Source organism: Novosphingobium clariflavum (assembly GCF_026420865.1).
In the GTDB taxonomy this organism is placed as follows: Bacteria; Pseudomonadota; Alphaproteobacteria; order Sphingomonadales; family Sphingomonadaceae; genus Novosphingobium; species Novosphingobium clariflavum.
In genome coordinates this window covers 255,144-280,209 of the sequence record NZ_JAPCWC010000003.1, presented here as the reverse complement: position 1 = coordinate 280,209, position 25,066 = coordinate 255,144, and the positions used below count along the sequence as shown (strand labels likewise).

At 66.3% G+C, this 25,066-nt stretch carries 24 protein-coding genes; 12 read left to right on the top strand and 12 right to left on the bottom strand.

Annotation, left to right across the window (positions count from 1 at the left end):
• Positions 1-4 precede the first annotated feature (4 nt).
• Positions 5-1,876, top strand: coding sequence for an Svx/AvrXca family virulence/avirulence protein (locus OKA11_RS05705; protein WP_267219246.1), 1,872 nt, complete (start codon positions 5-7; stop codon positions 1,874-1,876).
• A 131-nt stretch (positions 1,877-2,007) separates the two neighbouring features.
• Positions 2,008-4,284 carry a DPP IV N-terminal domain-containing protein gene (locus OKA11_RS05700; RefSeq protein ID WP_267219245.1) on the top strand — a complete coding sequence of 759 codons (2,277 nt, stop codon included), beginning with the start codon at positions 2,008-2,010 and terminating at the stop codon, positions 4,282-4,284.
• A gap of 98 nt (positions 4,285-4,382) precedes the next feature.
• On the opposite strand, the gene OKA11_RS05695 is transcribed toward OKA11_RS05700, so the two are convergent.
• Positions 4,383-5,813, bottom strand: a complete 1,431-nt coding sequence (locus OKA11_RS05695) for a globin-coupled sensor protein (RefSeq protein WP_267219244.1) — start codon at positions 5,811-5,813, stop codon at positions 4,383-4,385.
• 260 nt (positions 5,814-6,073) lie between these two features.
• Between OKA11_RS05695 and OKA11_RS05690 the strand changes: the two genes are divergently transcribed.
• The 3 genes from OKA11_RS05690 to OKA11_RS05680 are packed head-to-tail and all read left to right on the top strand — an operon-like array spanning position 6,074 to position 8,675.
• The gene (locus tag OKA11_RS05690; protein WP_267219243.1) at positions 6,074-6,601 is read left to right on the top strand and encodes a TadE/TadG family type IV pilus assembly protein; all 528 of its coding nucleotides are present in this window, start codon (positions 6,074-6,076) and stop codon (positions 6,599-6,601) included.
• Entirely contained in the window at positions 6,601-7,149 is a 549-nt protein-coding gene (locus OKA11_RS05685) for a TadE/TadG family type IV pilus assembly protein (RefSeq protein WP_267219242.1), read from the top strand. Before OKA11_RS05690 ends, OKA11_RS05685 begins: the two co-directional genes overlap by 1 nt.
• Positions 7,146-8,675: a TadE/TadG family type IV pilus assembly protein gene (locus tag OKA11_RS05680; protein ID WP_267219241.1), complete on the top strand. Its 1,530-nt coding sequence runs from the start codon at positions 7,146-7,148 to the stop codon at positions 8,673-8,675. Before OKA11_RS05685 ends, OKA11_RS05680 begins: the two co-directional genes overlap by 4 nt.
• 92 nt (positions 8,676-8,767) lie before the next feature.
• Here the strand turns inward: OKA11_RS05680 and purQ are convergent, their stop codons facing one another.
• A complete protein-coding gene (purQ, locus tag OKA11_RS05675) occupies positions 8,768-9,445 on the bottom strand; it encodes a phosphoribosylformylglycinamidine synthase subunit PurQ (protein WP_267219240.1) in 678 nt (225 codons plus the stop codon).
• Complete coding sequence (gene purS, locus OKA11_RS05670; RefSeq protein WP_142634639.1) at positions 9,445-9,678, bottom strand: phosphoribosylformylglycinamidine synthase subunit PurS; 234 nt, start codon at positions 9,676-9,678, stop codon at positions 9,445-9,447. The genes purQ and purS overlap by 1 nt, the downstream gene beginning before the upstream one ends.
• A 120-nt stretch (positions 9,679-9,798) precedes the next feature.
• Between purS and OKA11_RS05665 the strand changes: the two genes are divergently transcribed.
• The 3 genes from OKA11_RS05665 to OKA11_RS05655 all read left to right on the top strand — a co-directional run bounded on the left by OKA11_RS05665 (position 9,799) and on the right by OKA11_RS05655 (position 12,194).
• Positions 9,799-10,710 carry an SDR family NAD(P)-dependent oxidoreductase gene (locus tag OKA11_RS05665; protein ID WP_267219238.1) on the top strand — a complete coding sequence of 304 codons (912 nt, stop codon included), beginning with the start codon at positions 9,799-9,801 and terminating at the stop codon, positions 10,708-10,710.
• A gap of 85 nt (positions 10,711-10,795) precedes the next feature.
• On the top strand, positions 10,796-11,473 hold the full coding sequence (locus OKA11_RS05660) for a DUF4328 domain-containing protein (protein ID WP_267219237.1): 678 nt from the start codon (positions 10,796-10,798) through the stop codon (positions 11,471-11,473).
• A gap of 85 nt (positions 11,474-11,558) precedes the next feature.
• The gene (locus OKA11_RS05655; RefSeq protein ID WP_267219236.1) at positions 11,559-12,194 is read left to right on the top strand and encodes a DUF4328 domain-containing protein; all 636 of its coding nucleotides are present in this window, start codon (positions 11,559-11,561) and stop codon (positions 12,192-12,194) included.
• Positions 12,195-12,204: 10 nt separating this feature from the next.
• On the opposite strand, the gene OKA11_RS05650 is transcribed toward OKA11_RS05655, so the two are convergent.
• The 4 genes from OKA11_RS05650 to OKA11_RS05635 form a co-directional block, all read right to left on the bottom strand.
• Complete coding sequence (locus tag OKA11_RS05650; RefSeq protein ID WP_267219235.1) at positions 12,205-12,579, bottom strand: DUF2794 domain-containing protein; 375 nt, start codon at positions 12,577-12,579, stop codon at positions 12,205-12,207.
• A 7-nt stretch (positions 12,580-12,586) separates the two neighbouring features.
• Positions 12,587-13,303: a serine O-acetyltransferase EpsC gene (gene epsC / locus OKA11_RS05645; RefSeq protein ID WP_267219234.1), complete on the bottom strand. Its 717-nt coding sequence runs from the start codon at positions 13,301-13,303 to the stop codon at positions 12,587-12,589.
• A 54-nt stretch (positions 13,304-13,357) separates the two neighbouring features.
• Positions 13,358-13,981, bottom strand: a complete 624-nt coding sequence (locus tag OKA11_RS05640) for a P-loop NTPase family protein (protein WP_267219233.1) — start codon at positions 13,979-13,981, stop codon at positions 13,358-13,360.
• A gap of 116 nt (positions 13,982-14,097) precedes the next feature.
• Positions 14,098-15,393 carry a heavy-metal-associated domain-containing protein gene (locus OKA11_RS05635; protein ID WP_267219232.1) on the bottom strand — a complete coding sequence of 432 codons (1,296 nt, stop codon included), beginning with the start codon at positions 15,391-15,393 and terminating at the stop codon, positions 14,098-14,100.
• A gap of 70 nt (positions 15,394-15,463) precedes the next feature.
• Between OKA11_RS05635 and purM the strand changes: the two genes are divergently transcribed.
• Together purM and purN are read left to right on the top strand one after the other, a co-directional pair.
• Positions 15,464-16,567: a phosphoribosylformylglycinamidine cyclo-ligase gene (gene purM, locus OKA11_RS05630; RefSeq protein ID WP_267219231.1), complete on the top strand. Its 1,104-nt coding sequence runs from the start codon at positions 15,464-15,466 to the stop codon at positions 16,565-16,567.
• Positions 16,560-17,513 (top strand): phosphoribosylglycinamide formyltransferase, encoded by a 954-nt coding sequence (gene purN / locus OKA11_RS05625; RefSeq protein ID WP_267219230.1) that lies wholly within the window; start codon positions 16,560-16,562, stop codon positions 17,511-17,513. The genes purM and purN overlap by 8 nt, the downstream gene beginning before the upstream one ends.
• A gap of 57 nt (positions 17,514-17,570) precedes the next feature.
• Here the strand turns inward: purN and OKA11_RS05620 are convergent, their stop codons facing one another.
• From OKA11_RS05620 to OKA11_RS05600, 5 genes are all read right to left on the bottom strand, one after another.
• A complete protein-coding gene (locus OKA11_RS05620) occupies positions 17,571-17,825 on the bottom strand; it encodes a YdcH family protein (protein ID WP_207078272.1) in 255 nt (84 codons plus the stop codon).
• A gap of 89 nt (positions 17,826-17,914) precedes the next feature.
• Entirely contained in the window at positions 17,915-18,160 is a 246-nt protein-coding gene (locus tag OKA11_RS05615; RefSeq protein WP_267219229.1) for a hypothetical protein, read from the bottom strand.
• A 133-nt stretch (positions 18,161-18,293) separates the two neighbouring features.
• Positions 18,294-18,716, bottom strand: coding sequence for a nucleoside-diphosphate kinase (ndk, locus tag OKA11_RS05610; protein WP_142634662.1), 423 nt, complete (start codon positions 18,714-18,716; stop codon positions 18,294-18,296).
• 388 nt (positions 18,717-19,104) lie between these two features.
• Positions 19,105-19,542, bottom strand: coding sequence for a DNA polymerase III subunit chi (locus OKA11_RS05605; protein WP_267219228.1), 438 nt, complete (start codon positions 19,540-19,542; stop codon positions 19,105-19,107).
• A 28-nt stretch (positions 19,543-19,570) separates the two neighbouring features.
• On the bottom strand, positions 19,571-21,031 hold the full coding sequence (locus tag OKA11_RS05600) for a leucyl aminopeptidase (protein ID WP_267219226.1): 1,461 nt from the start codon (positions 21,029-21,031) through the stop codon (positions 19,571-19,573).
• A gap of 95 nt (positions 21,032-21,126) precedes the next feature.
• Here OKA11_RS05600 and OKA11_RS05595 point away from each other — a divergent pair, with 95 nt between their 5' ends.
• Positions 21,127-23,454 (top strand): LPS-assembly protein LptD, encoded by a 2,328-nt coding sequence (locus tag OKA11_RS05595; RefSeq protein WP_379489366.1) that lies wholly within the window; start codon positions 21,127-21,129, stop codon positions 23,452-23,454.
• 225 nt (positions 23,455-23,679) lie between these two features.
• Positions 23,680-25,059 carry a peptidylprolyl isomerase gene (locus tag OKA11_RS05590; protein ID WP_379489365.1) on the top strand — a complete coding sequence of 460 codons (1,380 nt, stop codon included), beginning with the start codon at positions 23,680-23,682 and terminating at the stop codon, positions 25,057-25,059.
• Positions 25,060-25,066: the final 7 nt, after the last annotated feature.

The following is a 25,066-nucleotide window of genomic DNA, read 5'->3' as shown; positions in this document are numbered from 1 at the left end:
ACTCATGACGATGAAGACTTTCCTGCAGGCATCGGCGCTGGCGCTCTCCGTCCCTGGAGCGGCCCTTCCGTCCGCGGCGATGGCTGCCTCCCCGGCTACCGGCTCCACACCGAGTGCGGCCTGCGTAGCCGGGGAATGGCCAAATGGCTGGAAAGTGGCGGCGACCGATCCGTCGGACGCCGCCAATTCCGCCCTGCCCCTCCAGCTGGAAAGCGCCCACTTCGCGCTGCACTGGAAGCCGGGCACGGTGGAACCGGAAGTGGCCAAGGCCGCCGCCGCGCATCTCGAATATGTGTGGAGCTATTTCCTCGGCACCCTGCGCTTTCCCACGCCCCATTGCGGCTCGCCGGAGAAGTTCAAGGTCAATGCCTATATCGGCGTCGGCTACGGACTGACCGGCGGGGCGGACTCGCTCGGCCACATGGGCATGTGGATCGATCCCGGCGCACTCAAGGACCGGTTCGGGCTTGCCCACGAACTGACCCACGCGCTTCAGGCCGCCACCGGCCGCCTGATGGATTCGCCCTTCACCGGCTGGATGTTCGAAAGCCACGCCAACTGGATGACCGTGCAGCTGCCGGAATTCCGCCAGAACACGCACTGCTCGGTGCTGCTCAAGCAGTATCCGCACCTCTATTACGGCTCGACCCGGACGCGCTACTGCAACTGGCAGTTCTTCGAATACCTGAAGGACACCCACGGCTTCGAGGCGGTCAACGACATCTGGCGCAAGGCCCCCGGCAAGGACGATCCCGCACGCCTCACCGAAGATCCCTTCAGCGTCCTCCAGCGCAACATGGGATGGACACAGGAGCAGTTGAACGACACCTTCGGCGACTGGGCCCTGCACAACGCCAACTGGGACTACACCAATCCCGACGGCAGCGATCAGGGCGCGGTCCTGCGCCGCAATTACGGCAGCTACGACCAGACCACCGATGCCGGAATCCTCTCGGCCACCGTGCTCGATCCGATCGACGCCGCCCACCGCCGCTTCGCCGTGCCCGAGATGGCCGCACCCCAGCGCTGGGGCTACAACGTGGTGAAGCTTCGCCCCGATGCCGGTGCCGGCGAAGTGCGCGTGACGTTCCGCGGCGTGGTGCAGCAGGCCAGCGCCGTCACCTCGCTGCCCGGCCTTGCCGACGAGCCGGACACGATCCCCTCGCCCGCCTCCGACTGGCGCTGGGGCGTCGTGGCCGTCGGCGCCGACGGCAAGAGCCGCTACACCCCGCTCCAGCGCGGCACCAAAGGCGCTGCCTCCATCGCGGTGCGTCCTGACGATACCGGGCTCTATCTGGTGGTCATGGCCACGCCCTCCACGATGCAGAAGATCCGCTGGGACCAGCCGTGGTATTCGATCTACCGCTATCCGTGGATGGTGCAGTTCGATGGCGCCCAGCCCGACGCGCCCGCGCCGATCCCCGGTGGCCATCGCCACAGCAACGGCGGCGGCTGGGTAGGCCCCGGCGCCAGCGTGGCGAAGACGGCATGGGTCGGCCCTTATGCGCGCGTCGTCTCCGGCACCGTTTCCGGCCATGCGCGGATCGAGGATCACGCGGTCGTGCTCGACAAGGCGGAGGTGCGCGACGATGCGGTGATTTCCGGCCTGACCGTGTTGCGCGGTGATACCGTGGTACGGGACAAGGCCCGGGCGGCAACCGCCATGCTCGGCATCGGCGAGTACGAGAAAGGCATCGTCCTGTCCGGCACCGCGCAGAACATCGGCGATGTCGAACAGCGCGGCGGCTCGGCAGCGCACGGTGTCTTCTATGGCTTCGTCGATCAGGAGACCGTCAAGGACCCCAAGCACGGCGCCGACCTAACCGCCCCCGTGCCGGAAGTCACCGCCAAGCCGGACTACCGCTGGATTCCCTGAGCGGCTTCCTTCCCGCATTGCCTCGCTGTGCAAATTTCGTATACTATATTTAAGAACGCATTTTGTCGGGGCCTGCCCCCCCCCGTGTCCTGCCCCCGCGCCCTGCCGATCCGCACTGAGGTTTTCGATCCATGCTTGCTCCTCTCCGTCACGCCCGCGCGGCCCTGCTGCTGGCCGCGAGCGCGGTGCCGCTCGCCCCTGTCCACGCCCTTGCCGCGCCGAGCGCCGAGGACATGGCCCGCTCGATATCGCTGCGCGCGGACTGGCAGTACCTGACGCGCGAGATCGCCTGGCCGGCAAGCTGGACGCCGGACGGCAGCGCCTTCTCCTATCGCAAGACCGTGGAAGGCGGCTTCGCGTTCGAGACTTATGACCTGCGCGCGCGGGCAAAGACCCCGGCCTTCGACCAGCAGAAGCTCGCCAAGGCGCTCGGCGCCGCAATGGGCGAGACGATCGACCCGCTGCGCCTGCCGTTCGACCAGTTCTCGTGGGGGCCGGATCGCCAGTCGATCGGTTTCGGCATCGACTATGCCGGCTGGAACTGCACGCTCACCGATTATCACTGCGCGCCCGAAGCCGACCCGCGCCGCCCGCGCGGCTTCGGCGTCGTGCGCGACCTTTCGGTGCCCGCCGATAACCATCCGCGCCTCTCGCCCGACGGCAAGTGGGAAGCGCTGGTCGAGGACAACAACCTCGTCGTCCGTCCCGCCGGCTCCAGGGACCTGACGCGCCTCAGCAGCGACGGCACCGAGGGCAATTTCTACGATCCCGAAACCATCGAGTGGTCGCCCGACAGCCGCCATGTGATGATCTACCGCGTGCGCCCCGGCTTTGCCCGCCACGTGCTGCGCGTGGAAGCCGCGCCCGCTGGCCAGCTTCAGCCGGCGCTGCGCAGCCAGCTCTATCCCAAGCCCGGCGATGCCGTCGATCAGGAGCAGCCGGTGCTGTTCGATGTCGCCAGCCGCCGCCAGACGGTGGTCGATCCTGCGCTGTTCCCCAATCCCTACCAGCTCTCGCAGCCCCGCTGGCGCGCCGACGGCAAGAGCGTGGAATTCGATTACGACAAGCGCGGTTTCGGACAGGCGCGGATCATCGCCGTCGATGCCGGGACCGGCGCAGCCCATGCCGCCGTGACCGAAGATGCCAGGACCTTCTTCTACGCCGACCGCCGCTTCGCGCATGACGTGAACGGCCTTGGGGGCGAGATCGTCTGGGCCTCGGAGCGCGACGGCTGGAACCACCTCTACCTGATGGACGGCAAGACCGGGAAGGTGAAGAACCGCATCACCACCGGCAACTGGGTGGTGCGCGAAGTGGTCAAGGTGGACGATGCCAAGCGCCAGATCTGGTTCGCCGCCAGCGGCATGAACCCGGGCGAGGATCCCTATTTCCGCCACTACTACCGCATCGATTTCGACGGCCGCAACCTGACGCCGCTGACCCCCGAGCGCGCCGACCACGCCGCCCGCTTCTCGCCCGACATGCAGTTCTACGTCGATACTTATTCGCGCGTGGACATGCCCACCGTCAGCGAACTGCACCGCGCCAGCGACGGCGCTGTGGTGGCGACGATCACCAGGGGCGACATCAGCCGCCTCACCGCCGCCGGTTTCCACGCGCCCGAAGTGTTCACCGCCAAGGGCCGCGACGGCAAGAGCGACATCTGGGGCCTCGTCGTGCGCCCGCACGACTACGATCCTGCGAAGAAATACCCGGTGATCGAGAACATCTACGCCGGCCCGCATGACAGCTTCGTGCCCAAGACCTTCTGGCCCTTCGGCTACCATTCGGGCGGCGACAAGGTGATCGGCATGCAGGCGCTGGCCGACCTTGGCTTCATCGTCGTGCAGATCGACGGCATGGGCACGGCCAACCGTTCGAAGGCATTCCAGGACGTCGCCTGGAAGAACCTGCAGGATTCCGGCTTCCCCGATCGCATCCTCTGGCACAAGGCGATGGCGGCGAAGGACCCGTCCTACGACATCAGCCGCGTCGGCATCTACGGCGCCTCGGCGGGCGGGCAGTCGACGCTCAATGCGCTGCTGTTCCATGGCGATTTCTACAAGGCCGGCGTCGCCATGGCGGGCTGCTACGACAACCGCATGGACAAGATCAGCTGGAACGAACAGTGGCTCGGCTGGCCGGTCGACAAGAGCTACGCCGATGCCTCGGGCGTGGACAATGCCGCAAAGCTGCAGGGCAAGCTGTTCCTGATCGTGGGCGAGCAGGACAGCAACGTCGATCCCGCCTCGACCATGCAGGTGGTGAATGCGCTGGTGAAGGCGGACAAGGATTTCGACCTCCTCGTCGTGCCCGGCGGCGAGCACACCGTGGGCCGCTCGACCGGCCCGATCGACTACGTGACGCGCCGTCTCTCGACATTCTTCGTCCGCAGCCTGCAGCAATGACCCTGCGGTAAACGCCTGTTGGGAAATGCGCCGCAGCGCATTTCCCAATGCCTCGCCAATACCGGAATGCGGCGGTTCAAACCCGGCGCGCGACGCTATTACGCGGCGAACCGTCCAGCCGTGCGATCGTCGCCGATCCGGAACATGCCCGCCTGCGCGGCCAGCGCCGTCGCATCGGAGGACAGCGATCGCGTCGCTGCCGAGGTTTCTTCGACCATCGCCGCGTTCTGCTGCGTCGCCTGGTCCATCACGCCAACCGCGGTGTTGATCTCGGAGATGGCGACGGCCTGGGCATCGTTGTCGCGCGACATCGTGCCGATCAGCTTGTGGACACGCTCGACCTCGACGGCGATGCGCTCCAGTTCGGTGTCGACGCGGGTGACGGCCCCTGCCGCCTCGTCGATCTGGGCACGGGTGGTGCTGAGCCCGTCGCGGGCCTTGCGCGCCTCTTCCTCGGCCCGCATGGCGAGCGAACTGACCAGATCGGCGACAACCGCAAAACCGCGTCCGGCGTCCCCGGCCCGGCCCGCCTCGACCGCGGCATTCATGGCCAGAACGCGGGTCTGGAAGGCGATCTTGTCGACCCCCTCGATCACCTCGTCGATGCCGCGCGCGCTTTCATGCACGGTGCGCATCGCCTGCACCGCGTCGACCGCGACGCCGCGCCCCTGACCGACCGCATCGAGCGCACCGCCCGCGATCCCCAGGGTTTCCGAAGCCCCGCTGGCGGTCGCCTTCACCCGGTCCTCGACCTGCTGGAGCGTGGCGGCCGCCTGTTCGAGGCTCGCCGCGTTGCTCTCGGTGCGCCGCGCGAGGTCTTCCGAGGCGCGCGCGATCTCGCCCGCGCCGCCCTGGATCGCGCTCGAGGTCTGGACCACCGAGCCGATGGTGCTGCGCAAGTTGCCGAGGCTCTCGTTGTAGGAACGGGTCAGCGACAGGAACGTGTCGGGCAGATCGTCGAGTTCGTGGACCAGATCGCCCGCCGCCAGCCGCGACATCGCCCGGTCGAGGGAATCGATCGCCTGCGAACGCTCCGCCTCGGCCTCCTCGAAATAGATCGAGATCGACAGGTCCATGTCGAGCATCGCCGCCTTGACGAGTGCCCGGCTCACCTTGCCCGGCGAGATGCCCGGCCGCAGTAGCCGCCGCCAGGGGCTGGCGGAGCGTTCCACCGCCGTCATGATCTCTTCGAGGATCAGGGCATAGGCGCCGATGTACCAGCGCGGCTCCAGCCCGATCTTCGCGTGCATCTTGCCGATGCGCGAAACCGCCTCGTAGTAGTCGTGATCGAACCGGGCGGACGAGATTTCCATCCAGTGCGCCACCTGGGCGGCCTTGGCCTTGTCCATGTGCGCGGCGTCGCGGAACATCGCCGAGAGCGTCGGCGTCTGCCGCACGCGGGCGTAGAAACGGTCGAGTGCGGGGCCGATGCAGCGCCGCAGGAGAGGCTGCGCAGAGGCCAGGGCACGGCGCTGCGCGGCATCGAATTCAAGGAACGCCAGCCGTTCCCCGATGGTATTGGTCGTCAAGAATGCTTCCTTCGCAAATATCATCTCGCGATGATGAATGTCCCCCCCTCATGATAGGAAGGCCGCGGCGCGCTCCGGTCACACAGCTGTCATTTTTGGCGGAATGCCGTGTGTTTTCGCACCCCACCTGTCCCATATCCGGGAATTTCGGGATCCCGCACGGGGCCGCGCTCAGGACGGTTCCCTAGCCCCGTTCCAACCGCCGGTTAGCCTTCCCGGGCCTATGCCTGGCAGGCTGACCACCCGAGGCCAATCCACGCATGCGCGTTCCCTGCTCCATCCGGCCCATCGCCTGCGACGACAGGGGCGCCACGATCATCGAGTTCGCCATCGTCGCCCCGGTGTTCCTCGCGGTGCTGATCGCGATCCTGCAAGTGGCGCTGGTCTATCTGGCGCAGGACGGCCTCGAAGGAGCCACCGAGACCGCAAGCCGCCTGCTGGCGACGGGACAGGCCCAGCAGGCGGGGATGAACGCCGCCCAGTTCCAGTCCGCCGCCTGTTCCGCGCTGCCCAGCTACATGAACTGCTCCGCCCTGATGGTCGACGTGCGCACCGCCAGCAGCTTTTCCGCCGCCGACACCGGCATGCCGGTGCTGACCTATGACAACAACGGCAACGTCAGCACTGCCTTCGCCTACACCCCCGGCGGGCAGGCCGCGATCGTGGTGGTGCGCTTCATGTACCTCTGGCCGACATCGAGCGGCCCGCTCGGCTTCAACATATCCAACCAACCCGGCGGCAAGCGCCTGCTGCTGGCCACCAGCGTGTTCAAGTCGGAATATTACTGATGGCACCCGCCCGCTCTCCGCTCCGCCGTGTCGCGCACACGTTCGCGCGGGACCGTACCGGCCTCGCGCTGGTCGAGTTCGCCTTCGCCTTCCCGGTGCTGCTGCTGCTCTACCTTGGCACCTTCACCTTCGCCGATGCCTTCGCCTGCAGCCGCAAGGTCACCTTGACCGCCCGCTCGGTGGCCGATCTCACCACCCGCTATCCCAGCCTCACCCAGGCGGAAGCGGCAGCCATTCTCGACGCCAGCGCGAAAATCCTGGCCCCCTATGCCGTCAGCAATGCGGTGATCGTGCTCAGTGAAGTCCGGGTCGCCAGCAGCACCACCGCAACGGTGGTCTGGAGCAAGGCGCTCAACGGATCCGCGCTGGCGACCAATTCCACCGTCACCGTGCCCGCCAACATGACCTCCACGGGCACTTACGTGATCCTCGGGCAAGTGACTTACACCTATACCGCCGCGCTGCCCTGGGGGAACATCGGCAGCTACACGCTCTCCGACAGGATCATGATGCTGCCGCGCGTCTCGGATTCGGTGCCGCTGTCATGAGCATCACGCTGCGCCTTGCCCGCCTGGCAGCGCCTGGCCGGCGGCTGCTGCGCGGGCGGCGCGGCAACGTGACGATCCTGTTCGCCTTTGCGATCGTCCCGCTGATCTTCGCGGTCGGCTTTGCGATCGACTATGGCCGCGCGCTGCAACTGCGCACCCGGATGAACGCCGCCGCCGACGCCGCCGCCCTTGCCGCGGTCAACGTCGCCGCCATGCGCCAGTCCGACAGCGCCGCCGCCGACGCCGCGCGCGCGATGTTCAACGCCCAGGTCTCCGGCCTCGGCGGGATGGTCTACGATTCCACCGCCAACCCGACCGTCGCGGTGACTTCCAGCGGCAGCCTGACGACCGGGCGCTCGGTCACGGTCAGCTACAAGGCCGCCTCGATCAACCTGTTCGGCGGCATCCTCGGCGCGGCGACCCTGCCCATCGCCGGTTCCGTGACCGCCGATGCCACCGTCGCGCCGAACATCAACTTCTACCTGCTGATGGACATTTCGCCGTCCATGCTGCTGCCCTCCACCAGCACCGGATTGACGGCCATCCGCAGCGCCACCAGCAGCTCCAGCCTGCCCAACGGATGTGCCTTCGCCTGCCACACGATGAACCCGCGCACCGACAGCATCTACGTGCGCAACGCCGCCGGAAAGGACATGTGGCTCGATCTCGCCAGCGGCAACGCCTGCCCCATCTCCTCGACGGATTCGACCCGGGTCTACTGCACCAGCGGCACCGTCTACACCAAGGCGAACGGCCAGTATGCCGACAGCTACTGGCTGACCCGCAACTACGCCGCGCTCTACGGCGGCAGCAATATCACCCTGCGCATCGACGAGGAGGAAACGGCCGCCCAGAACCTGATCCCGGTCGCCATCACCGCCGCTCGGAACAACCAGGTCACCTACAGAATGCAACTCTTCACCTTCGACTGGACCCATCCTTCCACCAGCGGCCCGGTGAAGACCATCACCTCGTCAATGACCGACGTCAGCCAGATGGCCAGCTACGACGTGCCCAATTTCTACAACATGCAGGACAACTGGTACCGCAACAATTGCCCGACCTCGAGCCTGTGCAACAACGACCAGGGCACCGAGGTGCACAACGCCCTCGCCCAGATGAACACGACCATGCCCAACCCCGGCGACGGATCGAGCAGCGCCAACCCACAGGGCGTGCTGTTCATCATCACCGACGGCCTGTCCGACGAACTTTACGGCTCCAGCCGCTGGAACCGCGAGTTCAACGCCCAGAACCTGGCCGACTGCACGACGATCAAGAACCGCGGCTTGCGCATCGCCATTCTCTACACCGAGTATCTGCCGGAATCGCTGACCGGCGACGCCTGGTCGCAGTCCAACGTCGCCCCTTATCTTGCCAACGTGGAGCCGGCGCTGCAATCCTGCGCCTCGGCCCGGCCCGACGGCACCAGGCTCTATTACAAGGTCACCACCGACCAGAGCATATCCGACGCTCTTGCCGCGCTCTTTGCGCTGACCGTGCAGACCGCCCGCCTGACCCGTTGACGTCTCCAACAAAAAACGCCCCCGTTTCCGGGGGCGTTCTATCGACCGAAGTCGGCGGACGGCGCCGATGAGCAGCGCCGATGGAGGTGGCTTCAGGCGCCGACCATGCCGCGGATCGCGCTTTCGAAGAGCGCACGGCCATCGGTGCCGCCGTGCGTCGCCTCGATGGCGCGCTCGGGGTGCGGCATCATGCCCAGCACGTTGCCGGCCTGGTTGAGCACGCCGGCGATCTGGCGGGCCGAACCGTTGACGTTGCCGGCATAACGGAACGCCACGCGGCCTTCCCCTTCGAGGCGGTCCAGCGTTTCCGCATCGGCGTGGTAATTGCCGTCGTGGTGGGCGACGGGGATCGAGATCTCCTGCCCGGCCTCATACCCCGAAGTGAACAGCGACTGGGCGTTCTCCACCTTCAGCGTCACGTCGCGGCAAACGAAGCGGATGCCCGAATTGCGCAGCAGCGCGCCCGGCAGCAGGCCGCTTTCGGTCAGCACCTGGAAACCGTTGCACACGCCGAACACCGGCACGCCCTTGTTCGCGGCCTCGATCACCGCGCGCATCACCGGCGAGCGCGAGGCGATCGCGCCGCAGCGCAGGTAGTCGCCATAAGAGAAACCGCCGGGCAGGCCGATGAAGTCCAGGTTGTCCGGCAGTTCGGCATCGCCGTGCCAGACGCGGATGCATTGCGTACCCGAGATCTTCTCCAGCGCCACCGCCAGATCGCGGTCGCAGTTGGAACCCGGGAACGTGACGACAGCGGAGCGGAACGCCATCAGGCGACCTTCTCGATGCGGTAGTTCTCGATCACCATGTTGGCGAGGAGCTTCTTGCACATGTCGTCGAGCGCTTCGTCGGTGACGGTCTCGGCCACGTCCAGTTCGAACAGGCGGCCAGCACGCACGTCGTTGACGCCGGCAAAGCCGAGGCCTTCGAGCGAGTGGTGGATCGCGCGGCCCTGCGGGTCGAGAACACCGGGCTTGAGGCTGACGTGGACGCGGACTTTCATCTGGGGACCTTTCGCTTCGCGGAGCGCAGATTCGAATTAGTGCGCCTATGACGCCGAGATCGGTTCGGGGCAAGGTTTGAGTGTATTGAACCGCCGCCGGCAACCTGCCATCCCCCCGCCATGCAGGAAACCATCAGCTTCGCAGGACAAGTCGCCATCGTCACCGGCGCGGGCCACGGCCTCGGCCGCGCCTATGCGCTGGAACTGGCACGGCGCGGCGCACGCGTGGTCGTCAACGACCTCGGCGCCGACCGCGACGGGACAGGGCAGTCGCAGGCAGCCCTCGGCGTCGTCGAGGAAATTCGTGCGCTCGGCGGCGAGGCCATGGCCGACGGCGGCGACGTGTCCGACTTTGCCCAGATGGAAGCGATGGCCGCCCGCGCGAAGGAGGCCTGGGGCGGCATCCACGTGCTCATCAACAATGCCGGCATCCTGCGCGACCGCACGTTCGCCAAGATGGACATGGCCGATTTCGAGCAGGTCGTGCGTGTCCATCTGCTCGGCAGCGCCCATGCCACCAAGGCGGTGTGGGAAACCATGCGCGCGCAGAACTACGGCCGCGTGCTGATGACCACCAGCTCCTCGGGCCTGGGCGGCAATTTCGGCCAGGCCAACTACGGCGCGGCCAAGCTCGGCGTCCTCGGCCTCGCGCGCACCTTGCGCATGGAGGGCGCCAAGTACGGCATCCGCGTCAACAGCCTCGCCCCCACCGCCGGCACGCGCATGACCGCCGACATCTTCCCCGACGAGGCCTATGCCGCCTTCCAGCCCGAAGCGGTGGTGCCCGCCGCGCTCTATCTCGTCTCCAGGGACGCGCCCAACGATGCCATCGTCGCCGCCGGCGGCGGGGTCTGCCAGAGCGCCTTCATCACCATGAACGAAGGTGTCCTGCTTGAGGGCGATGACCTTGGCGTCGAAGGCTTTGCCCGCGCCTGGCCGGTCATCGCCGACCGGCAGGGCGACCGCGTGCTCGAAACCGGGATGGAACAGGCCCACCACGCGCTGTCCGTCCTATTGAAATCGCGGGATTAAATTCCGGACAGGCGGATTGACGCCGCTTTCCTGAAACGGCACCCTGAACGATGCGACTGCGTCATTCGGGGGAAATCGTCAGGGCATGCATGGACAGATCTCGCCGCGTGATGCCGCGCGCCTGAAAGGCTATTCGCTCGCCACGCAAGTGGCCATCGCGGTCTCAGCGCTTTCGGCGATACTGCTGCTGGCCGCCTTTTTCTGGGCCTATTCCGTCCGCCAGACCGGTCTGGCTCCAGACCAGAGCACGTCGATCGGCATCGGTATTCTGGGCGGGGTCGGCATGATCGGGCTGGTCCTGCCATCCCTCGCCGGCACTGCCACCTTCCTGCTGTGGTTTCACAAGGCCATCGCCAATCTCCACCGGGCCGAATTGTCCGGCCTGCGGGCCCGCCCGCTGTGGTCGGTAATCAGCCTGTTCGTACCGATCGCCCAGCTTTTTGTCCCCTTCCTGGCGATGCGCGAACTCTGGAACCGCAGCCACGGCGAGGATGAGTACCAGTCACGCACCGCGGTGACGACGATCTCGGTCTGGTGGCTATGCCTGCTGACCGGATCGTTCCTGATCGCCTTTGTCCTCGTCATCGCCAGCCTCTACGTCTTCTCACCGATCAAGCTCGTCGCGCCGGGCCTGCTCAACTTCATGCTGCTGGTGGTGGGCATCGGCTTCCAGTGCATGGCGGCGGGCTGCCTCGTGGTGATCCTGCGCCGGATCACCGAAGCACAGGCCTCGCTGATCGACGGCAGCGCCATCTTCGCCTGAAGCCCTTCCGGCCACCATCGCCCGGCCATCGCAAGACCTCGTAGCGCTCGCCGCGGCCATCCGAACAGACGGGACAACTCCAGCCATGACCGAAAAGACCCTCAGTGAAGGGCTCGCCATCCTCGCAAGCCGGACCACAGTGGTTCGCCTCGCGCTCTATGCCTACATAGGGCTTTCCACGCTCGCCATCCTGATGTGGGCGACCACGCTCGCGTTCGACGTCGATCAGGTCAACGACCCATCCAATCCGCTGGTGGCAACCGCGGGAATCGCCTCGATCGCGATCCTCCTTGTCTATATCGGCTGCATCGTCACGATCTCGATGTGGATCCACCGCGCCCACGCCAACCTCTTCGCGGCAGGCATGAACGATCTGGAATTCACCCCCGGCTGGTCGGTCGGCTGGTTCTTCGTGCCCTTAGCGCTGCTCTTCAAGCCGTTCCAGGCAATGCGCGAGCTGTGGAACCGCAGCCACCTTGCCGATGACGGCTTCACCGCGCCCGCCGACTATCGCCTGACGGCCTGGTGGACCTGCTGGCTGATCGGCAACTTCATCGACAACGTCCTGTGGCGCGCCCAGGGCTTTGCCGGAACCATCGGGGTGATCGACCTGATCGCCTATGCGCTGCACGTCGCCGCCGCCTGGTTCCTGCTCGACATCGTCAACCACGTCGCCAGCGCCCAGACCTCCGACCTCGACGCCAGCCACGCCTTCGCGTGAATGCGAATGATCAGTCCTCGACGACCTTGAGCAGTTTGCGCTCCAGCGGGCTGAGCACGTTCACCAGCTCATGCCCGCGCTTGAGGATCTGGCCAGCTTCGCCGAACAGCGTCCACATGCCCTGCTTGCCGCGCAAGGCAGGACGCTTTTCGATGCGCGCCTGCGGCCGCTCCGCCGCGCGGCGGAAGGCCGAGAAATGCGCCGCATCCTTGTCGAAATCCATCGCGTAGTCGCGCCACATCCCGGCGGCGACCATGCGGCCATAGAGGTCGAGGATGCGCTGGAGTTCGAGACGGTCGAACCCGACCTGCAGCGGGGCTCGGCCGGGGAAGGCAACGACGCCCGCCGGAAGAGGATTTACACCGCCGTTGGGGCCAACCGCCATCGCGCCGTCAGACGCCCTTCACCACCGGTTCGGCATGCGCATCGACGGCGGCGCGCGCCTCGGCATTGGCGCGCAGCAGGGCATCGACTTGCGCCCGCAGCGCCGCGACCTGCTCTTCCAGTTCATCGACGCGCTGGCTGCCCACCGGCTCGCACGGCTCCTTGCAGGGCGTGCCGTAGGGCATGAATTCCTTGGCGTACGTCTCCGCCTTGACCAGCGTGGAGCGCGCCTTGACGCCGATCATCGTCGCGCCTTCCGGCACATCCTCGGTCACCACCGCGCTGGCACCGACGCGCGCGCGCCTGCCGACCGTGACCGGGCCGATGATCTGCGCGCCCGACCCCACGATGACATTGTCGAGCAACGTCGGGTGACGCTTGCCGCCCTTGCCGTTGGTGGGGTTGGAACCACCCAGCGTCACGCACTGGTAGATCGTCACGTTGTCGCCGATCTCGGCCGTCTCGCCGATCACGGTGAAGCCGTGGTCGATGAAGAAGTTCCGGCCGATCGTGGCACCGGGATGGATGTCGATCGCGGTCATGAAGCGGGAGATGTGGTTCACCACGCGGGCGAGGAAAAACAGGTCCGCACGGAACAGCCGGTGCGCGATCTTGTGAAAGAACAGCGCCCAGACGCCCGGATAGAGCAGCACTTCCCACCGCGAACGCGGTGCCGGGTCGCGCGCGACGACCGAGTCCAGATAGCGGACGAGATTACCCAACATCGCGCGAATCTCCCATCAATCGGCCCGCAAGGCAAGTTGCCCCCAGGCCGATGGTCACATACCCTTGGTGTCGCCGCCCTTAACCTCTTCCAGCGCATCGCGCCAGATGGCCATTGTCGGGGGCTGCTTGCGCTCCAGACTGAGGCGGTCGATCGCGGCGACCAGCCGTTCGACGCCCAGATGGCTACGCTCGGTGCGCGGCACAAGATAGTCGATCGCCGAAGGATCCAGCACGATCCCGTGCATCTGCGCGTGGACATCGAACAGATCGGCCATCATCGCCTCGTCCGGCTCGCCGATTTCCAGTTCCAGCGCGGCGCCGAGACGCGACCCCAGGTCGGGCAGCTTCACCTGCCAGCGCCCCTCGCCTTCGCCGCGGCGATGACTGGCGACGATCAGCAGCGGGCGCCGGTTTTCCTGCGCGCGGTTCCAGGCGTGGAACACGGCGTCCTCTTCCATCCGGTCGGCATCGTCGAGCGCATCGCCCTGCCCGGTCTCGACGAACCAGCGCGCCAGCAGCGACTTGCCGGAACGCGGACCGCCCGAAAGAATCGCCGTGAGGAACGGCCAGCGGCCCGGCTCCATCAAGGCGTCGACGGCCTGCGCGTTCGCATTGCCCACGACAATGCGCGGCGGGCTGTCGCTCGCAGTCGACAATGGAAGTGGTATCTGCCTCATGCCCCGAACCTTAACCAAAGCAATTTCAAGTCAGGTGGGACCACCTGACGACTCTTAAAAATGCGAAAAACAAAGGAAATAGCGCGCGATCCGGTTCAATGGGAACGGATCACGCTCTAGCGGCTGATCCTCAGCGCGCCGCCTCCCGCGGAGACTTTCCAACCTTGCGCACGAAGCGCGGCGGCGAGCCGGTCGGCACCGCCTTCGGCGCTCACCCGCAACACGGAAATGCCACCGATGGCCAGGCTCACGGTGGCGGCGCCCCGCACGCCGGGCACGCCGCGCACGGCGGCAAGCGCGGCATCGACCGCACCGGCATCGGGACTTGCGAATTGTACGGTCACGCTCTCGGCCGCAGCAGCGGCGGGCGCCGGCTCGCTCGGCACGGCAACCGGCGTCGCCGGGGCGATACTGCCCCCCGGCACGGCGCCGCCCTGCGGCATCAGCTTGCTACGCAGCTCGCCGAAGGCCCGGTCGAGCGCGACCTGGCTCATCGTCAGCGTCGGATCCGGGTGCAACTGGCCGCTCGACAGCGCGCCGCGATAGATGTCGTCGATCCGCTCCACCGCCTTGGCGAGCATCGCCGGCAGTTCCTGCTCGTTCGCCGCATCGAGTTCGAAGCTGTCGAGATAGCTGCTGTCAGGGCCGTAGCGCGCGGTGAACGTGCCGTGGATGGGACCGCCGGGCCACTGCCGCTCCAGCCGGGCGACCGGGATCAGCACGTCGCTGGCGTTGAACTGGTCAAGAACGCCGCGCCACCAGAGGCGGCTGCGCCGGGTCGTCTGCCCCGCCGTGAGCAGCAGCGATTCGCCGCCGGCCCCAACCGGACGCACATAATCGACCGGGCTCTGCGAGGCCTGGAACTCGGCCCATGCCTTCTGCCAGGGCCCGCGCACTTCGAAGACCTGCTGGACACCGCCGGAATTGAGCACCGGCACCAGCAGCAACGGCGCCGAACGCACGACAGCGCCGCTGCCGCCGACGAACTGCCCTGCCTTACCCTTGTCGAAGATCACGCCGAGCGTGGCGATATAGCGGCGAGGACCGACCTGTTCCTGGCCGATCACCACCGAGGAAACCATGGCGTCGATCGCCTCCACCGGCATGTCGGGACCACCCAGCTTTTTCCAGGCTTCCTTTTCGGCCTGCTTCCAGCCCTCGATTCGCGCCTCGGCGCCGGTCTTGCCCGAGACGTCGACGTGGATGCCGTTCACCTGAATGTCTTCGGAGTTGGCGAGCGGCGGGATTCCGCGGTCGCCTTCGACTTGCGCACCGATTCGCCAGGCCGAGAATCCGGCAAAGCCAAGCGCCGCGCAGCCGCCAAGCAGCACTGCAGCGCGTGCCGCAGTCCAGCGCCGACCCTTGTCGTGGCCGGCCAATTGCCGGAAATTCTGGGAGAACGTGATCGCCATTATCGAAACCGTGGCGCCTTTTGCCCAATCGGGAATGGAAATCCAAGTCGGAAAGCGATAGGGGCGCGCAATGTCCGACGATAACTCCCCGAAGAGCTACTCTTACGAGCAGGCCGGCGTCTCGATCGCCGCAGGCAACGCACTGGTGAAGGCCATCGGCCCGCTGGCGAAATCCACCGCACGCCCCGGCGCCGATGCCGAACTGGGCGGGTTCGGCGGATTCTTCGACCCGCGCGCCGCCGGTTACAAGGACCCGCTGCTGGTCGCCGCGAACGACGGCGTGGGCACCAAGGTCAAGCTGGCGATCGACCATGACCGCCATGACCATATCGGCATCGACCTTGTCGCCATGTGCGTGAACGACCTTATCGTCCAGGGCGCGGAGCCCCTGTTCTTCCTCGATTATTTCGCCACCGGAAAGCTTGAGAACGGCGTCGCCGAACGTGTCGTCGCCGGTATTGCCGAAGGCTGCAAGATGTCGGGCTGCGCCCTCATCGGCGGCGAGACCGCCGAGATGCCGGGCATGTATGCCGCCGGCGACTATGACCTTGCCGGCTTCTGCGTCGGCGCCGTGGAGCGCGGCGAACAGCTGACCGGCGACAAGGTGGCCGATGGTGACATCCTGCTCGGCCTGGCCTCCTCGGGCGTCCACTCGAACGGCTATTCGCTGGTCCGCCGCCTGGCCGAGGACAAGGGCTGGAAGCTCGACCGCCCGGCGCTGTTCGATTCGGACGTGCTGCTGATCGACGCGCTGATCGCGCCCACGCGCATCTACGTGAAGAGCCTGCTGCCCTTCATCCGCGCCGGCCGCATCCATGCGCTGGCCCACATCACCGGCGGCGGCCTGCTTGAAAACATCCCGCGCGTGCTGCCCGAGGGCCTGCATGCCCGCATCGACGTCGGCGCCTGGCCGCAGCCGCGCCTGATGGCGTTCCTGCAGGCGCAGGGCAACATCGAGCCGGGCGAGATGGCCCGCACCTTCAACTGCGGCATCGGCATGGTCCTTGCGGTCTCGCCGGACGAAGTCGCCTCGCTCAAGGCCGAACTCGAAGCCGCGGGCGAAACCGTCTTCGTGATCGGCGTGATCGAGGAAGGCGACAAGGGCTGCACCGTGCAGGGCAAGGCCGAGCAATGGTCGGCCCGCGAGGACTGGGAAGCCATCCACCTTGGCTGAGAAGGCCAAAGTCGCGGTTCTCATCTCGGGCAGCGGCACCAACATGGCCGCGCTGCTCTATGCCAGCCGGCTGGACGGCTGCCCGTATGAGATCGTGCTTGTCGCCAGCAACAAACCGGATGCGTCGGGCCTCGTGCTCGCCGCGTCAGAGGGCGTGGCGACGTTCGCGCTCAGCCACAAGGGCCTGAGCCGCGAGGAACACGACGCGGCAATGGACGCCGCGATCCGCGAATCGGGGGCGCAATGGGTCGCCCTTGCCGGGTACATGCGCATCCTCACCGATGCGTTTGTCGGCAAGTGGGACGGCCGGATGGTCAACATCCACCCCTCCCTGCTGCCCAGGTACACCGGCCTCCACACCCACCAGCGCGCCATCGAGGCGGGTGACAGCCACGGCGGCGTGACCGTCCACCTCGTCATCCCCGAACTCGACGAAGGCCCGATCCTCGGCCAGCTGCCGGTCGCCATCGTGCCCGGCGACACCGCCGAGACGCTGGCCGCGCGGGTGCTGATCGCGGAGCACCAGCTCTATTCGCGCTGCCTTGCCGAACTCGTCACCCGCGAGGCCTCGCCCGAGTGGCTGCTGGAGCGCGTGCGCGAACGCGCCATGGCGCTGCCCGAAGCGGACGAGATCTCCAGCCACGGCATGCCCTGCTTCGGCATCGTCAAGGGCAAGAAGTTCGCCTACTTCAGCTCGAACCACCACGCAGATGGCCGCACCGCGCTGCTAGTGAAGATCAGCGGGCCGGACGAGCAGGCCATGCTCATCGAACAGGACGAGGACCGCTACTTCCGCCCCGCCTATTTCGGCGACGGTTGGATCGGCATCCGCCTCGACCTTGGCGAGAACGACTGGGACGCGGTCGCCGACTGGCTTTCGCGTTCATGGCGCGCGGTGGCGCCGAAGAAGCTGACCGTGCTGCTGGACGTGGCGGATCAGTTTTAAGAACGGGGATCAAAGCAGGGGGCTATACTCCCCTGCTTCCACCCTCTTCCTGAAAACTCAGGCGCCGACCGCCCGCGCATCGCGGATCATCCGGCCGATCTGGTCCAGCAAGGTCAGACGCTCTTTCTTGAGGTCCTCCAGCCGCGTGTCGGAGGCGGCGTCGAGTTGCTCCTCGATGCGATTGATCTTCCCATTCACCTCGCCGTAGCGATCCGCCAGCACGGCAAAATGGCCGCGCGTGGCCTTGAGGTGGTGCAGGACCTCGATGTCCTCGGGGAATTCCTCGGCGAGATCGTGGGGCTTGTAGGTCATCGGCTCTCCTCTGTGCTCGATCGAGCGTCGATTGTAGCCCCTCACCCGCCCCGCTGCCTTGCGCGGGATCAAGCGCAAGGCGGAAAATTTCAGATCTGCGCGTAGTCCACCTGAGGCCGGCTTTCGCGGGTGCCGAGATAGCGCTTTTCAGGCTCGCGCGGGTCTCCGGCGATCAGCACATGGTCCTCATGCACCTCGACCAGGGTGCCGACGAAGGGAAAGCCTTCGAGGCTGCCGTTCACGCGGTAGCTGACGGTATCGCCGACCTTGAAGGTCGCGGGATCGAAATTGAATTCGAAGGGGCAGGCTTCGCCTGTCTCACCCATGCCTTGCATCTTGCTCTCCTCTTGAGGGCGAAAATACCAAAGATGCCGGCACAGCCAAACCGAAATCGCGGGCTCCAGACCCCGGAAACAAAAAAGGCCGCCCGGGCGGGGCGGCCTTTCATGCGCGGAGGAAGCGTAAGCCTCAGCCGACGATCTCTTCGGGCTTGAAGAAGTAGGCGATTTCGATCGCCGCGTTCTCTTCCGAGTCCGAACCGTGGACCGAGTTGGCTTCGATCGATTCGGCGTAGGTCTTGCGGATGGTGCCTTCGGCGGCGTCGGCCGGGTTGGTGGCGCCCATCACGTCGCGGTTGCGCTTGACGGCGTCTTCGCCTTCGAGAACCTGCACGACCACCGGGCCCGAGATCATGAACGACACGAGGTCGCCGAAGAAGGGGCGTTCCTTGTGGACGGCGTAGAAGCCTTCGGCCTGTTCCTGCGAGAGCTGAATGCGCTTCGAAGCGACGACGCGCAGGCCGGCTTCTTCGAGCAGCTTGGTGACGCCGCCGGTCAGGTTGCGGCGGGTCGCGTCGGGCTTGATGATCGAGAAGGTGCGGGTAACCGCCATGGTAGGTTCCTCAAAAAATGGGGCGAAAGTAAGGGTTTTGAATTGTTGCGCGCGCCCCTAGCCGGGAACGGGCGGTTCCGCAAGAATTAGGTCGTAAACTCATAAACGGCACCATCGAGGCGCCCAAATGGCGAACAGATCGGGCCGAAGTTGCCGCCGGGCGGGCTGGTTGCCCGTCCAAGGCAGCTTCGGTTCGAGATGGAAGCCATTTGGGCGCCCCTTCGGGGTTTGACCAAAATGGCCCAGCGCTGCGTCGGGAAGTCTTGAAATATCGACATATTCCAGCGCCTTCCCTCCTGTCGCTGAGCCATTTTGCCTCAAACCTCGATGGTGCCGTTTATGAGTTTACGACCTGGGCGCCGGAAAGGTCAGGGATAGCGGCGGAGAATCATCCGGCCTGAACCCATCTCCCGCCGTCCTGCTTCCAGTAGTAATGCTCGACCCCTTCCCGCTCCCGTAGCGCGCGCCATGTTTCGCGCGCGTGCTGGAGGGTGGACTGGTCGAACAGGAAGAAGGTGCGCGCGAACGGCTCCGCCCCTTCGCGCCACTGGCCGTCGGCGATCGCCATGAACTTCGCGCCGTTGGCCGGCTGCGGCTCATCGGAAATGAGGATCGGCTGGCGGTCCTCGCCGTTCTCGCCCGCGAAACCGTTGGCGAGGAAGCTTTCGGGGCCGACCGACCACAGCGCCTGGCAGATACGCTGGCGCTGGCCGAGGTCGCCGGAAACGACAAGCAGGCGCTCGCCATTCCCCGCGACCTTTCCGGCGATCAGCGCCAGAGCGCTTTCGGCAGGATCACGACTGAGCTGATAGAAATCGACGCGCATGTCGCGGCCCTGCCCTTCTACGAGCCAATTACGCTTCGAGCGTGTCGCGCACGAAGCGGTCGAGCAGGCGCACGCCGAAGCCCGATGCGCCCTTGTCCCAGGTCGCACCCGGCTTGTCGGTCCACACGGTGCCGGCAATGTCGAGGTGCGCCCAGGGGGTGTCGTTCTCGATGAAGCGCAGCAGGAACTGCGCCGCGGTGATCGAGCCGCCGAAGCGCGGGCCGACGTTCTTCATGTCGGCGATCGGGCTTTCGATCATCTTGTCGTAGTTCGGCCCCATCGGCATGCGCCACAGGCGGTCGCCCGATGCGTTGCCGGCGGCGGTGAGCTGCGCGGCAAGGTCGTCGTTGTTCGAGAACAGCCCTGCATATTCATGCGCGAGGCTGAGGATGATCGCGCCGGTCAGGGTGGCAAGGTCCACCACCTTGGCGGGCTTGTATTCGCGCTGCACCCAGGTCAGCGCATCGCAGAGCACCAGACGGCCCTCGGCGTCGGTGTTGATGACCTCGATGGTCTGGCCCGACATCGAGGTGACGACGTCACCGGGGCGCTGGGCATTGCCGTCCGGCATGTTTTCCACAAGGCCGCAGACGCCGATCACGTTGGCCTTGGCCTTGCGCAGTGCGAGCGCGAGCATGGTGCCGGCCACCGCGCCGGCGCCGCCCATGTCCCACTTCATGTCTTCCATGCCGCCCGCCGGCTTGATCGAGATGCCGCCGGTGTCGAACGTCACGCCCTTGCCCACGAAAGCGACGGGCGCCTCGCCGGCCGCGCCGCCCAGCCATTCCATGACCAGCAGGCGCGCCGGACGCACCGAGCCCTGTGCCACGCCGAGCAGCGAACCCATGCCGAGTTCGGCCATTTCCTTGTCGTCGAGCACGCGGATCTTGAGGCCCGAACCCGCCATCTTCGCTTCGCAGCGGGCCACGAAGGTTTCCGGGTAGATCGCGTTGGCAGGCTCGGTCACCAGTTCGCGGGTGAAGGAAACGCCCTCGACGATGGCCTGTTCGACCGCCCAGGCCGCTTCGGTGCCTTCCGGCGCGCCGACCACGGCGATCTCGACGAGGCTCGGCTTGGCATCCTCGGCCAGCTTGGTGCGATAGGTATCGAGACGCCATGCACGCAGCACCGCGCCCAGCAGCGCGCCGGCGGCCTCGTCGGCCGAAAGGCCCGCGCCGGTGAGGTCCAGCGTCACGGCGGCTTCACCCGAAGTCAGGTACTTGGCGACGACGGCGGCGCCGGCACGCTCGACCGCGCCCTTCCGGTCCTTGCCCTCGCTGCCGAGCCCGACCAGCGCGACGCGCACGACATGGCCGTCACGCTCGACAAAACCCTCGAAAACCTGCCCGGCCTTGCCGCTGAAACGCGAGGCCTTGGCGCCTTCCACCAGCACCGCTTCGAGATCGGCGGGAATCGCGTCCTGATTCACGAAGCGGGCGACCAGACGCGCCGAGCCGGCGGCAGCAGCGTCAAGGAACTGGATATTCATGGGATCTCCTGAATTCTCGTGGGCAAGCGACGGACTTGTGCGCTTCGCCGCAACAGCGGATTGCAGTTAGGCACAGGCGGTGCGATAGGCAAGCCATGCTCCCGGCCGCCATGACCCAGCTGCATGTCCGCAAATTGCGCTTGCGATCGCTTCCCCTGCCCTTGCTTGTCGCAGGGATGACCACGTTTGCGCTGCCTGGCGCCGCGCTGGCACAGGACCTTTCACACCCCACCGAAAACACGCCGATTCAGGGCGCACCGCCCGCACCGGGTCCGGAAACCGCCGACAACGTGCCTGTCGCCTTCGAGGCGGACACCGTCCAGTACGACCAGAACGGCGAGACCGTCACCGCCAGCGGCAATGTCGTCATGCGCAAGGACAAGCAGTCCGTTCGCGCCGACACGGTCACCTGGAACCGCAATACCGGCCAGATCGTCGGCACCGGCAACGTCCGCGTGGTCGACCAGAACGGCAACCAGCTGTTCACCGACCGGGCCGAGCTGACCGACGAGCTCAAGACCGGGATGATGGAAAACCTGCTGCTGGTGCTGCGCGAAGGCGCGCGCCTGGCGGCCAACAAGGGCGAGCGCCTGGCCAACGGCGATGTCGTGCTGCAGCACGCCGCCTATACCGGCTGCGCGGTGACAGACGACGAAGGCTGCCCCCGCAATCCCACCTGGCGCGTGCTCGCCAAGTCGGTGATCTACAGCGAGGAGCGCAGCGAAGTGCGCTTTTCCGACGCCCGCCTCGAGATGTTCGGCGCCATCCAGCTGCCGCTGTTCGGGCTGACGGTGAGCACCAATGGCGGCGCCGTATCCGGCTTCCTGGTGCCCGACCTCAAGTCGAGCCCGTCGAACGGCATCGAGGTGGCCCAGTCCTATTACTGGAAGATCGCCCCCAACCGCGACCTGACCGGCACCTTCCACGTCTTCACCAAGTCCGCGCCGATGGCCTCGTTCGAGTATCGCGCGCTGACCGATCTTGGCGCCTACCAGATCACCGGCTACGCGACCTCGAGCAACCGCATCTCGCTCAGCGACAGCAACCCCGATCCCAACCGCGAACGCGCTTTGCGCGGCTACATCTTCGCCAACGGCAAGTTCCAGCTCGACCCGGCCTGGAGCGTGACCGCCTCGATCCGGCGCGCAACCGACCGCACGTTCCTGCGCCGCTACGACATCAGCCGCGACGACCGCCTGCGTTCGTCGGTGGAAGTCGAGCGGATCGATCAGGACAGCTACCTCTCGATCGCCGGCTACACCACGCAGACGATGCGCTCCGGGCAGGATCAGGGCCAGATGCCGATCGCCATCCCGGTGATCGACTATCGCCGCCGCTTCAACGAATCGCTGCTCGGCGGCAAGTTCGAGCTTGAAGCCAACACCATGGGGATCACCCGCAAGGACGGGCAGGACACCCAGCGCGCCTTCGCCAGCGCCCAGTGGTCGCTGCGCAAGCTGACCAGCATGGGCCAGGAAGTGGTGTTCACCGGCCTCATGCGCGGCGACGTCTACCATTCGGACGACAACGACGCGACCGACACCATCATCTATCGCGGCCAGCCGGGCTGGCAGACCCGCGCCATCGCGCTGGCCGCCGTCGACGTGAAATGGCCGCTGGTCGGGCAGGTCTTCGGCGGCACCCAGGTCTTCACCCCGCGCGTCCAGCTGGTCGCCGCCCCGAAGATCCAGAACCTCTCGATCCCCAACGAGGATTCCCGCGCGCTCGAACTGGAAGACACCAACCTCTTCTCGCTCAACCGCTTCCCCGGTTACGATCGGTTCGAGGACGGGGTGCGCTTCACTTACGGGGTCGACTGGATGTTCGAGCGTCCGCGCTGGCGCATCAAGAGCACGATCGGCCAGTCGGTGCGCCTCAGCAACATGGCCACCGTCTTCCCCGACGGCACCGGCCTCACCAACAAGACCTCCGACATCGTCGGCCGGACCGAAGTGCGCTACCGCAGCTTCGTGAGCTTCATCCACCGCTACCGGCTCGACAAGGATAGCCTGACGATCCGCCGCAACGAGTTCGACATGGCGCTGGGCAACAACCAGACCTACCTCGAACTCGGCTACGTGAAGCTCAACCGCAGCATCGACATCGAGACCGTCGACGGCGATTCGACAACGCTGGAAGACCTTCGCGACCGCGAGGAACTGCGCGCCGCCGGCCGTGTCGCCTTCGCGAAGTACTGGTCGATGTTCGGCTCCGCGGTCGTCAACCTGACCAACCGGAGCGAGGATCCGGTCTACGGTTCCGACGGCTTCCAGCCCTTGCGCACGCGCTTCGGCGTCGCCTACGAGGACGACTGCCTCGAGATCGGCGTAACCTGGCGGCGCAACTACGTGACCAACGGCGATGCCCAGAAGGGCGATTCCTTCATGTTGCACTTCGCGCTCAAGAACATCGGCGTCCATTGAGCCTGAAATTATCCGCCCGGGGCGTTTTCGAACGCCCTGTTACAATTTGGTTTCCCGCCCCGCGCCCGAAACGTTGGCAGGCTCCGCCAAAGCCGCTATCGGACGCACTCAGTTTCGGTTAAGCCGCAGGCCGACATAGACCGGTCCCATGCGATCTGGTGCCTTTCCGGGCATTCGATCCGGGGGGCCGGGATGGTCCGGTCGCAGACGGGATAGAGATCTACGGTGCTAGCAATCCAACGCAAAAGGTTCATCAAGCGCGCGTTCCGCAACTGCGCGATCGCCAGCGGCGCCGTCGCCTCGGCTCTCTCTCCGCTCGCCGCGTCGACGGCGGCATACGCCCAGTCCGCACAGACGCAGCAGGGCGACATCGTGATCCCCGAAGACGTCAAGATCTTCGGCAACGACAACCCCAACCTGCGCCGCGCCACGGCGGTCGTGAACGGTGACATCATCACCGGCACCGACGTCGACCAGCGCCTTGCCCTCATCCTTGCCGCCAACCAGGGCAAGATCGACGAGGAAGAGAAGAAGCGCCTGCGCCTTCAGGTGCTGCGCAACCTGATCGACGAGACCCTGCAGATCCAGGAGGCCAAGGCGGCCGACGTGGCCGTCGACGATGCCGAGGTCGACAGCACGTTCGCGCGCGTCGCCTCGCAGAACTTTGGCCAGAACACGCAGGCCATGGACGCCTACCTCAAGCGCGTCGGATCCTCGTCCGATTCGCTCAAGCGCCAGATCCGCGGCGAGCTGTCCTGGCAGCGCCTGCTCCAGCGCAACGTCCAGCCCTTCATCAACGTCTCCGATGATGAAGTGAACGAGATGCTGGAGCGCCTGAAGGCCGCCAAGGGCACCGAAGAGTATCGCCTCGGCGAGATCTACCTTGCCGCCACGCCTGATGCCCAGCAGCAGGTCTACCAGAACGCGCAGCAGATCGTGCAGCAGCTCAAGCAGGGCGGCAGCTTTGTCGCCTATGCCCGCCAGTACTCGCAGGCCTCGACCGCCGCGGTCGGCGGCGACCTGGGCTGGATCCGCCTGGCCCAGCTGCCCGCCGAACTCGCCACCGCCGCGCGCGACATGGCCCCCGGCCAGCTGGTCGGCCCGATCGAGGTACCCGGCGGTTTCGACATCATCTACCTGATCGACAAGCGCCAGGTCCTCACCGCCGACCCGCGCGATTCCGTGCTGGCGCTCAAGCAGATCTCGCTGAACTTCCCCAAGGGCATCTCCGAGGCCGACGCCAACAAGCGCGCCGAGGCCTTTGCCAAGACCATCGGCACCGCCAAGGGCTGCGGCGACGTCGACAAGGTCGCCACCGGCATCGGCGCCCAGGTCGTCGCCAACGACCAGGTCAAGGCCCGCGACCTGCCGGGACCGATCCAGTCGGCCATCCTCAACCTCTCGCCCGGCGAAACGCTGCCGCCGTTCGGTTCGCTGACCGACGGCGTGCGCATCCTGATGCTCTGCGGACGCGACGATCCCCAGGCCGATTCCGGCCCGAGCTTCGAGCAGCTGCAGAACCAGATGGAAGACGACCGCGTGAACAAGCGCGCGCAGATGTACCTGCGCGACCTTCGCCGCGACGCGATCATCGAATACAACTGATCCTCTC

Excerpts from the sequence above, each read along its gene's own strand:
- OKA11_RS05690 (WP_267219243.1), top strand. The coding sequence starts at position 6,074 with ATGCGCGTTCCCTGCTCCATCCGGCCCATCGCCTGCGACGACAGGGGC.
- ndk (WP_142634662.1), bottom strand. The coding sequence starts at position 18,716 with ATGGCGGTTACCCGCACCTTCTCGATCATCAAGCCCGACGCGACCCGC.
- OKA11_RS05635 (WP_267219232.1), bottom strand. The coding sequence starts at position 15,393 with ATGGCGATCACGTTCTCCCAGAATTTCCGGCAATTGGCCGGCCACGAC.
- OKA11_RS05660 (WP_267219237.1), top strand. The coding sequence starts at position 10,796 with ATGCATGGACAGATCTCGCCGCGTGATGCCGCGCGCCTGAAAGGCTAT.
- OKA11_RS05705 (WP_267219246.1), top strand. The coding sequence starts at position 5 with ATGACGATGAAGACTTTCCTGCAGGCATCGGCGCTGGCGCTCTCCGTC.
- OKA11_RS05620 (WP_207078272.1), bottom strand. The coding sequence starts at position 17,825 with ATGACCTACAAGCCCCACGATCTCGCCGAGGAATTCCCCGAGGACATC.
- purQ (WP_267219240.1), bottom strand. The coding sequence starts at position 9,445 with ATGGCGTTCCGCTCCGCTGTCGTCACGTTCCCGGGTTCCAACTGCGAC.
- purM (WP_267219231.1), top strand. The coding sequence starts at position 15,464 with ATGTCCGACGATAACTCCCCGAAGAGCTACTCTTACGAGCAGGCCGGC.
- OKA11_RS05680 (WP_267219241.1), top strand. The coding sequence starts at position 7,146 with ATGAGCATCACGCTGCGCCTTGCCCGCCTGGCAGCGCCTGGCCGGCGG.
- OKA11_RS05595 (WP_379489366.1), top strand. The coding sequence starts at position 21,127 with ATGCTCCCGGCCGCCATGACCCAGCTGCATGTCCGCAAATTGCGCTTG.
- OKA11_RS05640 (WP_267219233.1), bottom strand. The coding sequence starts at position 13,981 with ATGAGGCAGATACCACTTCCATTGTCGACTGCGAGCGACAGCCCGCCG.
- OKA11_RS05600 (WP_267219226.1), bottom strand. The coding sequence starts at position 21,031 with ATGAATATCCAGTTCCTTGACGCTGCTGCCGCCGGCTCGGCGCGTCTG.
- OKA11_RS05665 (WP_267219238.1), top strand. The coding sequence starts at position 9,799 with ATGCAGGAAACCATCAGCTTCGCAGGACAAGTCGCCATCGTCACCGGC.
- OKA11_RS05655 (WP_267219236.1), top strand. The coding sequence starts at position 11,559 with ATGACCGAAAAGACCCTCAGTGAAGGGCTCGCCATCCTCGCAAGCCGG.
- OKA11_RS05700 (WP_267219245.1), top strand. The coding sequence starts at position 2,008 with ATGCTTGCTCCTCTCCGTCACGCCCGCGCGGCCCTGCTGCTGGCCGCG.
- OKA11_RS05605 (WP_267219228.1), bottom strand. The coding sequence starts at position 19,542 with ATGCGCGTCGATTTCTATCAGCTCAGTCGTGATCCTGCCGAAAGCGCT.
- purS (WP_142634639.1), bottom strand. The coding sequence starts at position 9,678 with ATGAAAGTCCGCGTCCACGTCAGCCTCAAGCCCGGTGTTCTCGACCCG.
- OKA11_RS05650 (WP_267219235.1), bottom strand. The coding sequence starts at position 12,579 with ATGGCGGTTGGCCCCAACGGCGGTGTAAATCCTCTTCCGGCGGGCGTC.
- OKA11_RS05685 (WP_267219242.1), top strand. The coding sequence starts at position 6,601 with ATGGCACCCGCCCGCTCTCCGCTCCGCCGTGTCGCGCACACGTTCGCG.
- epsC (WP_267219234.1), bottom strand. The coding sequence starts at position 13,303 with ATGTTGGGTAATCTCGTCCGCTATCTGGACTCGGTCGTCGCGCGCGAC.
- OKA11_RS05615 (WP_267219229.1), bottom strand. The coding sequence starts at position 18,160 with ATGCAAGGCATGGGTGAGACAGGCGAAGCCTGCCCCTTCGAATTCAAT.